General features: G+C 67.8%; 10 protein-coding genes. 5 read left to right on the top strand and 5 right to left on the bottom strand.

Going from position 1 to position 14,413, the window contains the following annotated elements; all coding sequences use genetic code 11:
• The first annotated feature begins 120 nt into the window (after positions 1-120).
• Entirely contained in the window at positions 121-681 is a 561-nt protein-coding gene (gene pseH, locus AC2YHT_RS14530; RefSeq protein ID WP_487290493.1) for a UDP-4-amino-4,6-dideoxy-N-acetyl-beta-L-altrosamine N-acetyltransferase, read from the top strand.
• 198 nt (positions 682-879) lie between these two features.
• Here the strand turns inward: pseH and AC2YHT_RS14525 are convergent, their stop codons facing one another.
• From AC2YHT_RS14525 to AC2YHT_RS14510, 4 genes are all read right to left on the bottom strand, one after another.
• Positions 880-2,589, bottom strand: a complete 1,710-nt coding sequence (locus tag AC2YHT_RS14525) for an endonuclease NucS domain-containing protein (RefSeq protein ID WP_487290492.1) — start codon at positions 2,587-2,589, stop codon at positions 880-882.
• A gap of 349 nt (positions 2,590-2,938) precedes the next feature.
• Positions 2,939-3,658: a cytidylyltransferase domain-containing protein gene (locus tag AC2YHT_RS14520; protein WP_487290491.1), complete on the bottom strand. Its 720-nt coding sequence runs from the start codon at positions 3,656-3,658 to the stop codon at positions 2,939-2,941.
• Positions 3,655-5,505, bottom strand: coding sequence for a tetratricopeptide repeat protein (locus tag AC2YHT_RS14515; RefSeq protein WP_487290490.1), 1,851 nt, complete (start codon positions 5,503-5,505; stop codon positions 3,655-3,657). The genes AC2YHT_RS14520 and AC2YHT_RS14515 overlap by 4 nt, the downstream gene beginning before the upstream one ends.
• 273 nt (positions 5,506-5,778) lie before the next feature.
• Positions 5,779-8,175, bottom strand: a complete 2,397-nt coding sequence (locus AC2YHT_RS14510; protein ID WP_487290489.1) for a beta-L-arabinofuranosidase domain-containing protein — start codon at positions 8,173-8,175, stop codon at positions 5,779-5,781.
• A gap of 262 nt (positions 8,176-8,437) precedes the next feature.
• Between AC2YHT_RS14510 and AC2YHT_RS14505 the strand changes: the two genes are divergently transcribed.
• Both AC2YHT_RS14505 and AC2YHT_RS14500 read left to right on the top strand, forming a co-directional pair.
• Complete coding sequence (locus tag AC2YHT_RS14505) at positions 8,438-9,811, top strand: glycoside hydrolase family 27 protein (protein WP_487290488.1); 1,374 nt, start codon at positions 8,438-8,440, stop codon at positions 9,809-9,811.
• 212 nt (positions 9,812-10,023) lie between these two features.
• Complete coding sequence (locus tag AC2YHT_RS14500; protein WP_487290487.1) at positions 10,024-11,592, top strand: tryptophan halogenase family protein; 1,569 nt, start codon at positions 10,024-10,026, stop codon at positions 11,590-11,592.
• Between the two features lie 373 nt (positions 11,593-11,965).
• Here AC2YHT_RS14500 and AC2YHT_RS14495 read toward each other — a convergent pair whose 3' ends face one another.
• Positions 11,966-13,336 (bottom strand): cation:proton antiporter, encoded by a 1,371-nt coding sequence (locus AC2YHT_RS14495; protein ID WP_487290486.1) that lies wholly within the window; start codon positions 13,334-13,336, stop codon positions 11,966-11,968.
• Between the two features lie 218 nt (positions 13,337-13,554).
• Between AC2YHT_RS14495 and AC2YHT_RS14490 the strand changes: the two genes are divergently transcribed.
• Both AC2YHT_RS14490 and AC2YHT_RS14485 read left to right on the top strand, forming a co-directional pair.
• Positions 13,555-13,830: a type II toxin-antitoxin system Phd/YefM family antitoxin gene (locus AC2YHT_RS14490; protein ID WP_487290485.1), complete on the top strand. Its 276-nt coding sequence runs from the start codon at positions 13,555-13,557 to the stop codon at positions 13,828-13,830.
• The gene (locus AC2YHT_RS14485) at positions 13,830-14,327 is read left to right on the top strand and encodes a PIN domain-containing protein (RefSeq protein WP_487290484.1); all 498 of its coding nucleotides are present in this window, start codon (positions 13,830-13,832) and stop codon (positions 14,325-14,327) included. Before AC2YHT_RS14490 ends, AC2YHT_RS14485 begins: the two co-directional genes overlap by 1 nt.
• Positions 14,328-14,413 lie beyond the last annotated feature (86 nt).

Here is a 14,413-nt window from a genome sequence, read left to right as displayed (position 1 = left end):
GTCTGCGACGGGCGGGGCGCGGCGCGGGTGGCCGAGCGGTTCCTGGCGATGCTGAACCCTTGAGCTCACCCCCGGGCGGCGCTAGCCAGAGGGGGTGAGATCATCCGGGGAGGCTCGAACATGCCCGACGTCAGGCTTCGCCCCGTGGCGGCGCAGGATCACGACCGGCTGCTAGCTTGGCGCAACTCGCCCTCCGTCGCCCCCTACATGTACAGCGACCACGCCATCACCCCGGCCGAGCACGCCGCCTGGTTCGCCCGCATCGGCGAGGATCCCTCGCACCGCTACTGGATCATCGCGCTGGACGGCCTGCCCGTGGGCCTGGCCAACGTCGTCGATATCGACCCCCGCAACCGCCGCTGCACCTGGGCCTACTACCTCGCCGACCCGGCCGTGCGTGGCCTGGGCGTAGGCAGCTTCGTCGAATACTGGGTCATCGAGCACGTCTTCAACGACCTGGGCCTGGAAAAGCTCTGGTGCGAAGTCCTCGAAGACAACGAACCCGTCTGGCGCCTCCACATGACCTTCGGCTTCCAGCGCGAAGCCCTCTACCGCGCCCACGTGATCAAGGGCGGGGTGGCGCTGAACGTGGTGGGCCTGGGGCTGCTGCGGGCCGACTGGGAGGCCGGGGAGCGGGAGACGGCGCGGGGGAAGCTGGCGGCGAAGGGGTTTGGGGTTTGAGGACAGAAGCGCCAGTTGTGGACTATGGAGCGCAGCCGGGACTGGAGCCGAGTGGAAACGCCCCGGCTCCAGCAAAGTCAGCCACTTAGAAAATGGCATCGCTACTGTTATGGCGATTGCGTAACAAGCGTCCGGCAGATAAACGAAAACACAAATTAAAATATTTGGCGAATTTACTATGCCACATTCGCGACCGCACTAATCTTCCCGATTATAAACCACCATTCGACCGTCCCAATGAGATGCGTAAAAATTGCACACCTCACGCACGAGCTCTGCTTGGCCTCTGAGAAATGAGTAATATGCATCGAGGTGATTGATCGGGTCACACGGCTCCCACTCATGATTGTCGAGTTCCATGAAGGCTCGCTCAGCGCCGACTATTTCACATTGATAGGTCTTATAGCGAAGCCCGAGCTTCCGAACTATTTTAACATCACGCCCTTCATAGCCACCCCATTGCAGCGTAAATAGGAGGCGATATTTATCACCTTCGTAGAACTCATTAACGACATGAGATAAAGAATACGGTCGACTTCCATTATGCTGAAGAACTCCGAAATATATTTTTTCGGTATCTTCGGATGGAACTCGAAGTTGATAGGTCGGCACATACATCGGGCCGTTATCTCGGCTCGCAACGAGATAAACGGTCGTGAGCGCGCTCGACGGGTTCATAACCTGCAAGTAGCACTCTCGCTCCTCACTGCTATTTGCCAGCCCGTCCAGTACAAAGTTGATTTGTGCTCGCCAGGGATCATTGTCACGTAAGCAGGCATTAATGCGTCGCCTCGCTTCGGCAACCTCTGCCTTTTGACTCGGCCGAAACGCGAGCTTCATGCTCTGCTGAGCGTTTCCTTGCGCCCCGGCGATTTCCTCAAGGATCGTTTCATCCGCGAGGATGGTGTTACGTTCAAACGCACCGTGGCGGATTATCTTTCGTACTCGCCACCCCTCTTCCTCCAGCAATCTGCTTTGAAACTTCGCAGGGTAGCCAATTTCGAAGAATGAGCTGTCGGGCCGAGGGTTCAAGTCCAGAACCGCTTCGTGCAGACTCAGCAAGGCTTCTTCCTCCTCCATCTCCGCGATGTACTCCAGCGTATCCGCCGTAGCCTCCGCGTCAGGAGGCAACCTATCGACATACTCCTGTCTAGTGAGCTGCTGCATAACGAAGTAGATAGCGGACTTATACAGATCGTCCGGGATCTCCTTCGCAGCCCCCCCCATCTTAGCCGCCATCTCGGCGATTAAGCCGCGGTTCGTAATCTGTTTGATCGATGGGTAGCCGTCAGAGTGTCCTGCCGGTGCGTCGAGAATGACTAGAAAATAAGAAGAGATGTTTTTGGCAGCGCAGCACCGCTCGTGAGCCGCAACACCTGTCGCCAACGCGCCCTCGTCCTTATAGAAGCGCAGTTCGTGCCACGGAGCCACCACACGATCGGATTGGATTGGAAGAGGCTCCACTAGGTGGGCAGAAAGCACCGATCCCGCATCGTCGACATCCAACCTGAAGCCCTCAACTTGGCAGTCGGTGCGATGCACAAATGACGAGAACGGAACGATCAATTCGCGCCACTCAACAGAAGCGACAATCACCCTCAGTTCGTGCTCTCGAAGGCCAAGATGCGCCTTAACACCCTCGATGTATTTAAGAATTTCGTGCGCTGCTTCGCGCGTAGCGGCATCTGTCCGCTTCACTTCGACAACGACATAGCGCCCACCACGATCGATGGCGAGTAAATCCAAAAATCCAGTCGTTCCAATCGAAGAGGGTATCTTCGCTTCTTTATCTACGAACGTTAGACCAAGCTCGATTTTCTCCAAACATGTCGCCAAACTGTCTCTAATATGAGATTCTCTCACAGTATTATTTTTAGCCACCTTGATCCTGGATCGAGCTTTAACCATTCCCTCTAACCTTCTTGCCTGACGCCCATGTCACTCGACGACCAGAATTCGGCGGGCAATTCGAGAAGGCGCGTTTGAGATTGAGAGACCGGGTCCCCCCATCTGGCCGCCCCCAACATGGCCCAACGACTAGTTACGCGCCATCGCTTCCGCAAGCGTGGCGCGTGTTAGTACTGCCTATCCGCTGCTTCGAATTAGAAGTTATGACTTCTGATCCCACCATACAGGACCTCAACTATGCAGGTCCCCATGCAGACTTGGTGGACCTTTGAGCCCTCATTAACCACCCATCCTCTCGGTAAGTAGCGGACCCTCTCAACGTCCCTCATGAGTCACCAGACGCCTTACTCTACCCCCGCCTCAAATCCCCCAACGCCCGCAGATCCTCCCGCCCCGACACCAGCGCCCGCACGGCGTCCGACGTGAACGTCGGGTTGCCCGCATACAGCGCCCCGTAGACCTCGCGCACGAAGGCCAGGTCGGAGGGCAGGTCGACGGTCCAGCGGACCGCGCTTTCGTCGACCGCCTGCATCACGCCGTCGAGCACGAACCGCTGCGGGTTGCGGTAGAAGAACGGGGTGACGTGTTCGCGTTCGTAGGGGTCGACGGCTTCACGGGCGGCCAGGCGCAGGAGGCCGGCGCTGGTCAGTTCGGCGTCGAGGCCGATGGGGTAGGTGCGCGCCGGGTGGGTGGTGGCCGAGTAGTCGGCGCCGACGGCCTGGTGGTGGACCAGAAGGCGCTCGATCAGCGCGGGGTCGGCCAGGGGGCAGTCGGCGGTCAGGCGCAGGACGAGGTCGTCGTCGGCCAGGCCCGCCACGGCGCCGGCGAAGCGGGCCAGGACGTCGTCGAGCGGGCCACGGAACGCCTCGATCCCGGCGGCCTCCAGCGTCTCGGCCAGGACGTCGTCGCTGGCGTCGTCGGAGGTGGCGACGATCAGGCGGTCGAGCGATGGGATGCGGCGCAGGCGCTCGATCTGGCGCAGGATCATCGGGGCGCCGACCACGTCGGCCAGCACCTTGCCCGGCAGGCGGGTGGAGCTCATCCGGGCCTGGAGGACGGCGGCGATCATCGTGCGGCCTTCTCGGCCAGGGCCTTCTCAGCGAGCGCGGTCGCCACCTCGTCCATCACCCCGGCCCAGGTCTGGAGGTTCTCGGTCACGAAGGCCCGGGCCTGCGGGTACCAGGGGTAGCGGTCGGTGCCCAGGCGGGTCCAGGCCGCGGCGGCGGTGACGATCCAGATCGGCGCGCCGCAGGCCCCGGCCAGGTTGATGGTGGCGTTGGAGAAGCCGACCGTCAGGTCGAGCGCGCTGGTCAGGGCGGCGATGTCGTCGAGGTCTTCCTTCAGGTCGATGCCCGGCGGGGTCCACAGATCGACGCCGAACTCCTCGCGGGCGATGCGGATCTCCTCGTCGCAGTCGCCGTACTGGATGTTGACGAAGCTGACGCCGGGGGTGCGCAGCACCGGCTCCCACAGGCGGAAGGGCGAGAACAGGCGGGCGCGCTCGCCGTCGAGCTTGAGGCTCTTCCACAGCACGCCGACCTTCAGGCCCGGCCGGTCGGCCAGCACGCCCCGCCAGTGGGCGACGCGGTCGGGGTCGGGGGTCAGGAAGCGCTCGCGGGCGGGGAAGCTGTCGGCGCTCGGGCGCAGGGTCTGGAGCAGCGAGGCGATCGGCGTCCAGGCGTCGAACTGGTCCCAGCGCTCGATCTCGGGGGCGGTGCGGTAGACGCGGCCTTCGAGGGCGACGGTGCGGTGGCGGGTGACGTCGGCGCCCGGGAAGCTGCGGGCGAAGAGCGGGACGAGGCGGCGCTCGACCACGAGGGAGAGCTTGCCGTCGGGGCCCAGGGCCTCGCGCACGTCGGGCAGCAGGCCGGCGAACATCACCTCGTCGCCCAGGCCCTGCTCGGCCATGACCAGCAGGCGCTTGCCGGCCAGGGGCTCGCCGGCGGCCAGCTGGCGGCCTTCCAGCACGAAGCGCGGGGCGTCGGGCAGGTCGGGCGAGGTGCGCGCCTCGTAGGCGGCCCAGCCCTCGGCGACGCGGCCCAGGGCCAGCAGGATGGTCGAGCGGGCGAACTGGATGGTGGCGACGTCCTCGCGGGCGACGCTGTGGCCGATGGCCTGGTCGCAGTCAGCCAGCGCCCCTTCGGCGTCGCCCAGGTCGAGCCGGGCGTAGGCGCGGTTGTGATAGGCCTTGGCGAAGGCGGGATCGAGCCGGATGGCCTCGTCGAAGAAGGTCAGGGCGGTGGCGCCGTCGCCCAGGCTGCACATCACCGTGCCCAGGGTGTTCCACAGGATCGGCTGCTCGGGATGGGCCCCGATGGCGGGTTTCAGCACCTCGATCGCCTCGGACTCGGCGTTGAGGTCGCGCAGGGCGCTGGCCAGGTTGTTGAGGCCGGCCACGTCGCCCGGCTGGTGGGCCAGGTGCAGGCGGAAGAGCTTGGCGGCGATGTCGGGCATGCCCATGCGATAGGCCAGGCGGCCGACGTCGGCGGCGACGGCGTCCTGGTTGGGCAGCAGCTTCAGGGCGGCCTCGTAGCAATGCATCGAGGCGGCGAAGTCGCCCAGCTTCTCGCGGGCCACGGCCAGCACGTGCCAGGCCACGCCCAGCCCCTGGTCTTGCGCCAGGGCCTTCTGGGCCAGTTGCTCGGCCTTGGCGTAGTCGTGGCGGCGCACGGCCAGGATGGCCTGGTCGAGCAGGCGGCTCTGGGCGTGGTCGCGCAGCCCCTGGGTGGCCTGCTTCAGCCGGGCCAGGGCCTCCTTGGAGGCGGAGTCGCCGACTGGAGCCGCCTTGAAGCCGACATAGGCGGCGGCGGGCGCGGCCTCCTGGCCCAGGGCCAGGGCGCCGGCCGAGACGGGCTTGGGCGCGGCCTTGGAGGGGGCGGACCGGGCGGGAGCGGGGCGGTTGTGTCGCGAAGCCATGGCTCTCCTGCCGGTTGGTCGGTTGCGCGCACCATCTTGCCAGAGGATTAACGCGGGCTTTAGCGCGTTGTGGGGGGCGGGTGTTGGAGGCCACGCCAACGCCGGAACGGGGACCGCCCTCGGGCGTCCTTTTTCACCGAGCATCCCCGCGAAGGCGGGGATCCAAGCGGGGTCGGCGGATGATCCACGGCTGCGCCCCATCCTGGAAGTCAGCTTGGGTCCCCGCCTTCGCGGGGATACTCGGTTTAGGGGGCAGGCGGCGCGAGTTGACCCCTACGCCGTAGCCGCCGCCTCCGCCGCCAGCACCCTCACCTCGTAGATCGTCACCGGCCTCTCCCCCGCCTCGATCCGCACCCTCGCCGGCCCCTCGCCCGCCGGCAGCGGGACGTCGGCGGTGAAGAAGCCGTCGCGGCGGTCGGTCGGGGTCGCGAAGCGGCCGGCCTCGGCGCCGTCGGCCAGCACCTTGGCCGACTGGCCGATGTCCTGGCCCCAGTAGACGAGCTGCAGGGTCAGCGGACCGGAGCGGCGCTTGAGCGTCATCTCCAGCCAGCCGCCGGGGGCGATGCGGCGGCCGCTGCGGCCGTTGAGCTGGATGATCTCGCCGGCCCCGGCCTTCACCGCGTGGTCGACCTCGGGCTGCTGCTCGCCCAGATAGACGGCGTCGACGGTGCGGGCGACGGTGTCGATGCGCTGCTTCTCGGCGGCCAGATAGGCCGGCCCCTCGGCCGCCCAGCGGGCCTTGGTGAAGGTCGGCGCATAGACGGCCGTGCGGTTGGCGTACTGGTTGAAGAACGGGCCGAACACCACGGCCTCGCCCTCCCCCTCGCCTGGGGCGGTGCGGCCGGCATAGGTGTGAGGCAGCTTGCCCACCTGGCGCAGCAGGGTTTCGGGCGGCCCGTCGCCGACCAGGGCCGGCGCGGCCTTCTCGAACGGCCGGTCGGCCAGGCCCACGTCGGCGGCGAGCACCAGCGGGCCGGAGACGAAGGCTGTGAGGTTGGGGTCGTCCGGCGTCGGCTCGGCCCGAAGCGTCATCGGCAGGGAAAGCTCGATCCGGTCGCCGGCCTTCCAGCGGCGCGACAGGCGGGCGTAGCCGTCGCGGCCGGCCCGTCCAGCGGGCTTGCCGTTCACCGATACGACCGGCTTGGCGCACCAGGCCGGCAGGCGCACGGCGATCTCGCGCTCGCCCTGTCCCTCGCCCTTGGGGGCGCGGACGATGGTCAGCAGCACCTGATCCTGCCTCGGATACTGGGTGTCCAGATCGATGGCGAAGTCGCCCTCGCCCAGGTCGAGCTTCGAGGCGATGAAGAGGTTCAGCCACAGGGTGTCGCGCCCCTGATCGCCCCCCTGATCGCTAGACCGCCACCAGATGCTGTCGGCGTGCTTGGCGTGGCTTTCCATGCCGCTGCCGACGCAGCACCAGAAGCTGTCCTCATAGGTGGAGTAGCTGCGCCGGCCGCCGGCGGCCATCGGCATGAAATAGACGAAGCGGCCGTCGGCCGGGTTCTGGTGGGCCAGGATGTGGTTGAGCTGGGTGCGTTCGTAATAGTCGAATAGGGCGCCGTCGGGCTTCCAGCTCCACAGATGCCGGGTCAGCTTCAGCATGTTGTAGCTGTTGCAGGCCTCGCAGGTGGTCTCGGCCATGTGGCGGGCGATCTGGCGCGGCTTGCCGAAGTGCTCGCGGTCGGAATTGCCGCCGATGACATAGCTGTGGTCGCGGGTGACGGCCGTGTGGAAGAACCGCGCCGCCGTCGCCTCGGCCGGATCGCCGCCGACCTCGTAGAGACGCGCCAGGCCGATGACCTTGGGGATCTGGGTGTTGGCGTGCAGGCCGGCCAGCTCGTCGCGCTGGGCGGCGATCGGGTCGAGCACGGCCTTGTGGCGCAGGCGGCGGGCGACCTTCAGCCAGCGCGCGTCGCCGGTCAGGGCGTAGGTCTCGGCATAGGCCTCGTTGAGGCCGCCGTGCTCGGCAACCAGGATCTTCTGCACCTGCTCGTCGCTCAGGCCCTCGATGATCGTGGCGAAATAGCCGGCCAGGCCCGTGGCGACGTCGAGGGCGCCCGGCGTGGCGGCCAGGCGGTGGGCGTCGAGCAGGCCGGCATGCACCTTGTGCCAAGTGTAGACCGGCACCCAGCCGTCGTTGAGGCTGAAGCGCGAGGACCGGATGTCGCCCCGGCGCAGTTCCTCGAACACCTGCTTGCCGGCCGCCGCGTCGGACTGGCCCCAGCGGGTGGTTCCGCCGACATAGCCGTCGCCGTGGGCGGCCTGCACGCGGGCCAGTTCGGAAACGGTGTAGGCCAGGCGCTCGCGCAGCTGCGGATCGCCGGTGTGGGCCACCTGCAGCGAGCACGCGGTCAGCCAGTGGCCCAGGGTGTGGCCGGCGATGCTCTGGGCCTCCCAGCCGCCATAGACCGGGGCCTTCACCGGCAGGCCCGCGCCCTGGTGGAAGTTGTGTAGCAGCCGGTCGGGCGACAGCGACAGGAGGTAGGCGCGGTTCGCGTCGGCGGCGCGCTGGTGATACGAGGCCTTCAGGACGATGTGCCGGGCCGGCACGGGGGTGGCGACGATCCGGGGGCTTTGCTCGACCGGCTTGGCGGCGGCGGCGGTCGCGGCGAACGCCAGGGCGCTGGTGGCCAGCAGGAAGGCGCGGCGGCTCGGCTTGTGCGGATCCATGGCGTTCTTCCCTGGGGCATTTGTCTGACTATTGTGGGCAAGAGAGCATGATGGGTGGCGGGGCTCAAGTCGGCGGCCCTCCCTCCTTCCGTAAAATCCCCGCGAAAGCGGGGACCCAGGTGTTTTATCTTCGAGCGCGGCGGGTGGCGGAAAAAGCCTGGGTCCCCCGCTTTCGCGGGGATTTTACGGGTTGGGGTGCGATCCCGCTCCACCCGCTTGCCAGACCCGCCATATTGTCTGACAAGAGCAAAAACACGGGAGGATGCGAGTGACCCTGGACATGCACCGGCGCGGCCTGCTGGCCGCCGGACTTATGGCCGGCGCGGCCTCGACCACCGCTTCGGCCGCCGCGACCAAGCCGGCCGCCAAGCCCAAGAAGGCGCCCGCCCTGCTCGCGCCGCGGCCGCCCATGGGCTGGAACAGCTGGAACAGCTTCGCCACGACGATCACCGAAGCCCAGTCGCTGGAGACGGCCAGGATCATGGCGGCCAAGCTGCTGCCGTTCGGCTACGACGTCTTCACGGTCGACATCCAGTGGTACGAGCCCGAGGCGGCCAGCTACGAGTACAACCGCAATCCCCAGCCGGCGATGGACGGCTTCGGGCGGCTGATCCCCGCGCCCAACCGCTTTCCGTCCAGCGCCGGGGGCAAGGGCTTCAAGGCCCTGGCCGACCAGGTCCACGCCCTGGGCCTGAAGTTCGGTGTGCACCTGATGCGCGGCATTCCCCGCGCGGCGGTGAAGGCCAACCTGCCGATCCTGGGGACCAAGGTCCGCGCCGCCGACATCGCCGACACCTCCAGCATCTGCACCTGGAACCCGGACATGTACGGCGTCGACATGAGCAAGCCCGGCGCCCAGGCCTATTACGACAGCGTGTTCCGGCTGCTGGCCGACTGGGGCGTCGACTTCGTCAAGATGGACGACATGAGCCGACCCTATGACGCCCATGCGCCCGAGATCGAGGCGGCGCACAAGGCGATCGCGGCCACCGGGCGGCCGATCGTGCTGTCGCTGTCGCCGGGCGAGACGCCGGTGGCGCGGGCCGGCCACGTGCGCCGCTACGCCCAGATGTGGCGGATCTCGGACGACTTCTGGGACGAGTGGTCCATGCTGGAGGCCCAGTTCACCCGGCTGGAGAACTGGAACGAGCACCGCGTCGTCGGCGGCTGGCCCGACGCCGACATGCTGCCGCTGGGGCGGCTGGCGCTCGGCAAGCGCGACACCAAGTTCACGCCCGACGAGCAGCGCACCCTGATGACCCTGTGGGCCATCGCCCGCTCGCCCCTGATCATGGGCGGCGACCTGCGCCACCTGGATGCGCCGACGCTCAGCCTGCTGACGAACCGCGCCGTGCTGGCGGTGAACCAGGCCAGCACCGGCAACCAGCCGCACTTCATCGCCGACGGCATGCGGATCTGGTCGGCGCGGCCGGAGGGGGCGCAGAACGCCCGCTACCTGGCGCTGTTCAACACCACCGAGAAGCCGAAGGCCGTGGGCCTGCCGCTGCGGGACCTGGGGCTTTCGGGGGCCGTGACCGCGCGGGATCTGTGGAGCGGCGAGGACCTGGGCCGCGTGTCGGGCCGGGTGGAGCGGGTGGTGGCTCCGCACGGGGCGGCGTTGCTGCGGTTGGGGTAGCAGGACCCTTCTCCTACGCCCCCCCCCCCCAAACTCCGAGCATCCCCGCGAAGGCGGGGATCCAAGCCGAGGCGGCGGGTGATCCACGGCCTCGCCACACCCCGAAAGTCAGCTTGGGTCCCCGCCTTCGCGGGGATACTCGGATCTAAATGGCGAAGGGCCAAGCTCTGCCCCCTCCCCCGAAACGGATGCCCCTGCCGCGCAAACGCGCTATGCACGGACCCATGGAGCGTGGGCGCAGCATCCTCATCGTGGGCGGCGGGACGGCCGGGTGGCTGACGGCCGCCTATCTGGCCAAGAGCCTGCGCATCGCCGAGCAGGACCATCTGCGCATCACGGTGCTGGAGTCGCCCGACATCGGCATCATCGGCGTGGGCGAGGCGACCTTCCCCACCATCCGCACGACCTTGCAGTTCTTAGGGATCGACGAGACGCGGTTCATCCGCGAGACCTCGGCCACCTTCAAGCAGGGCATCCGCTTCGTCGACTGGGGGCACGCGCCGGAAGACGGCCGACGCCACCAGTATTTCCACCCGTTCGAGGCGCCGTTTTCGGCCGACGGGGCCAGTCTGGCCCCCTACTGGCTGTTGCAGGACGAGGCGACGCGGCCGCCGTTCGCCGAGGCCATGACCATCCAGGCGCGGGTGGCCGGCGCCCAGCGCGCGCCCAAGCGGCCGCACGAGGGCAATTTCGCCGGGCCGCTGAACTACGCCTACCACTTCGACGCCGCCAAGCTGGCCCAGGTGCTGGCCGACCGGGCCCGGGAGCTGGGCGTGGAACGGCTGGAGGGGCTGCTGACCGACGTCGCGCTGGACGCTGACGGGGCCATCGACCACATCACCTGCGCCGAGCACGGCCGGCTGGAGGCCGACCTCTATATCGACTGCACGGGCTTTCGGGCCGAGCTGATCGGCCAGGCCCTGAAGGCGCCGTTCAAGTCGACCCGGCCGGTGCTGTTCACCGACCGCGCCCTGGCCTGCCGGGTTGCCTACGATCGGCCCGACGCGCCGATCCAGAGCTTCACCGTCGCCACGGCCCACGAGGCCGGCTGGATCTGGGACATCGGCCTGGCCGGCGCGCGCGGCGTCGGCTGCGTCTATTCCAGCGACCACATGGACGATGCTCGCGCCGAGGCGATCCTGCGCGCCCACATCGGCGGCGACGTCGAGATCACCCCCAAGGCGATCAGCTTCGAGGCCGGCTATCGCGAGCGGCAGTGGGTGAAAAACTGCGTGGCCGTGGGCCTGTCGGCGGGCTTCCTGGAGCCGCTGGAATCGACCGGCGTGGTGCTGATCGAGGCGGCGGTGGCGATCATCGCCGAGCTTTTCCCGCACAACGGCCCGATCGACGCCCCGGCCCGGCGCTTCAACCAGCTGATGACCGCCCGCTACGACAACATCATCGCCTTCCTGAAGCTGCACTATTGCCTGAGCCGGCGCACCGAGCCGTTCTGGCGCGACAACGCCGACCCCGCCTCGATCCCCGAGCGGCTGGCCGAGCTGCTGGAGCAGTGGCGTCACCGCCCGCCCAGCCGCTACGACTTCATCCTCGATCTCGAGACCTTCGCCTTCTTCAACTACCAGTACATTCTCTACGGCATGGGCTTCAAAACCGACCTGTCGCCGGGCCGGGGCGAGTTCCCCGACGTGCAGTCGGCCGCCCGCCAGTTCGCCCGCATCCGCGCCTTCGGCGAACGCGCCACCCACGACCTGCCCAGCCACCGCGACCTGATCTCGCAGATCAACCGCTTCGGTTTCGACCGGCCGCTCGAGCCGGCGTAACTTTCCCTCTCTCATGGAGAGAGGGAGGGGCCCGCCGCGCAGCGGTGGGAGGGTGAGAGGGTTCACCGCTGGCCGTCCTACCCACGAAAAAGGGCCGCCCCTTTCGAGACGGCCCTTGTCTTCAAATCCGCCTTCCTCGCCCCTGTGGCGAGGACCCATGGCCGGGCCAGGTTCGGCGATCCCGGCCTGGGCGCCGCCAGCGTGGCCGCGAACGGCCCGAGATCTCGGCGGCGGAACCCTGGGCCCTAGGCACAAGGCCTAGGGAGGCAGGTGTGTTTAGCCTCGCGCCGACCGGCCGGCTTTGTTACCTCTCACCCTCCCACGCCTTGCGGCGCGGGCCCCTCCCTCTCTCACAGAGAGAGGGTCAGGAAGGCTAGGCCGCGTTCGGCACCCGGGCGTCGACGGCGTCCAGCTCGCCGCTTTCGCGGGCCTTCTTGCCGTAGACGACCTCGAACAGCGGGCTGGCCATCACCGTGGTGACGATCGCCATCAGCACCAGCATCGAGAACAGGGTCGGACCGATGATGCCCTTCTGCAGGCCGATGTTGATGATGATCAGCTCCATCAGGCCGCGCGAGTTCATCAGGGCGCCGATGCCCATGGCCGTGGCGTGGTTCTCGCCGGTGGCGCGGGCGGCGACGTAGCAGGCGCCCCACTTGGCCAGGATCGAGGCGGCCAGGATGCCCAGGGCGATCAGCAGCAGGGTCGGCGAGTTGACCATGTCCATCCGGGTGTTGAGGCCCGAATAGGTGAAGAACATCGGCAGCAGCAGCACGACGGCCAGCGGCTCGACCTTCTTCTTCAGCTCCTCGACCAGCTTGCCGCGCGGCATGACGACGCCGAGGATGAAGCCGCCGAAGATGGCGTGGATGCCGACGGCGTCCATCAGGAAGGCCGAGATGCAGAAGGCCAGGATGACCAGGGCCAGGACGCCCGTGCTCATCTCGCCCTCGCGCTCGACGATGCGGCCCAGCGGGGCCAGGATCTTCGGACCCAGCAGGACGACGAAGGCCACCCAGGCCAGGCCGCCGCCGATGGCCAGCAGGGCCACGCCCGGGCCGCCGCCGAAGGTGGCCAGCACCACCGCCAGCACGCACCAGGAGACGGCGTCGTCGAAGGCGCCGGCGGTCAGCGACAGGGTGCCCAGCGAGGTGTTGGCCAGGCCCCGCTCGTTGATGATTCGGGCCAGCATCGGGAAGGCGGTCAGGGCGATGCAGGCGCCCATGAACAGGGTGGCCGGCCCCTGGCCGATGGTCGGGGCGAAGAGGCCGGGAACCTTCAGCAGGAACGGGGTGATGGCGGCGGCGATCAGGAACGGCGCGGCGATGCCGGCGAACGACACGCTCATCGCGCTCTTGGCCTTGGCCTTGAAGTGGCCGGCCTGGAAGCTGGTGCCGACCATGAACATGTAGAGGCCCACGCCCAGCTGGGCGCCGACGTACAGGACGTTCTTGGTCTCCTTGGGGAACAGGGCCAGCTGGAAGTCGGGGAACAGCAGGCCCAGCAGCGACGGGCCAAGCACCACGCCGGCGATCATCTCGCCGACCACCTGGGGCTGCTTGAGCAGCTTCTGGCCCAGCCAGCCGACGACGCGGCAGGCCAGCACGATGACGGCCAGCTGCAGGAAGAAGTGCACGCTGAAATCGGTGGGCGTGAAGCTCTTGGCGGCGGCCTTGGTGGCCGGGCCGTGGGCGTTGAGCAGGTCCGTCGCCGTGGCGATGGTCTGCGCGAGTAGGTCTGACACCGGTTCGTTCCCCCTAGGATCGTTCTTTGCGGCAAGCCGGTTTTTCGCCTCTGCCTTGGGCCCCATGCCGCGCAGAGATCTGACCAATGCGCAATGCGTCGGAGGTTGATCGCGGCCGCGCGGCTTTCGATTGTTTTCGCTGGCGAATTATCCGTTGCCCGAACGCCACTATGTAGGTACGTACCTATACGACAGCCCTGTCATTCCAGGTTGAAGCCATGAAGGTCGTCACCAGCCGCGAGCTCAATCAGGATGTCAGCGCGGCCAAGCGCGCGGCGAGAATCGAGCCGGTGTTCGTCACCGACCGGGGCCGGGCCACCCACGTGCTGATGAGCGTCGAGGCCTATCGCAAGCTGGCCGGCCAGGCCGAGACCATCGTCGACCTGCTGGCCATGGACGAGCCCGTGACGCCCAAGTCGCCAGGGGGCGAGGCCAAGCCCGCCAGGTCGTCGGCCGCCTGGGGCCGGCCGCCCGCGAAACCGGGACGCGGCTGATGCACCTGCTCGACACCGAGATCGTGCTGGAACTGCGCGGGGCCAGGGCCGGGCGCACCGATCCGGGCCTGGCGCGCTGGGCCGCGGGCGTGGCGCGCTCGGGCCTGTTCATCTCGGCGATCACCCTGCTGGAGCTGGAGGCCGAGGTCGCCCAGGCCGAGCGGCGCGACAAGATCGCCGGCAAGGCCCTGCGGACCTGGCTGGACGAGCAGGTGGGGCCAGCCTTCGAGGGACGCATCCTGCCCGTCGACGCCGCCGTGGCGCGGACCCGCTCGCGCGTGCCCCTGGCCGACCCGCGCGACGCCCTGCTGGCCGCCACCGCCCTGGAGCACGGCCTGACCCTGGTCACCCGCGACGTCGCCGCCTTCAAGGTCGCCCGGCTGAAGGTGTTCAACCCTTGGGGTTATGCTCAAGACGCGGTCGAGGACGACGAGGACTGGGGCCAGGCGGCCAAGGCCGGCTCGCAGTGGATCCGGAACCTGTTCGTGCGGGGTTAGGGCCATCCTCTCCTCGTCATCCCGGAAGCCTCGAAGAGGCTATCCGGGACCCAGGGGCCAAGCGCAATGACGCGGCGAGCGGGCGG

Source organism: Caulobacter sp. SRI_008 (assembly GCF_057586355.1).
Note: the sequence above shows the minus strand (reverse complement) of the source record. Positions and strands in the feature narration are given on the sequence as shown.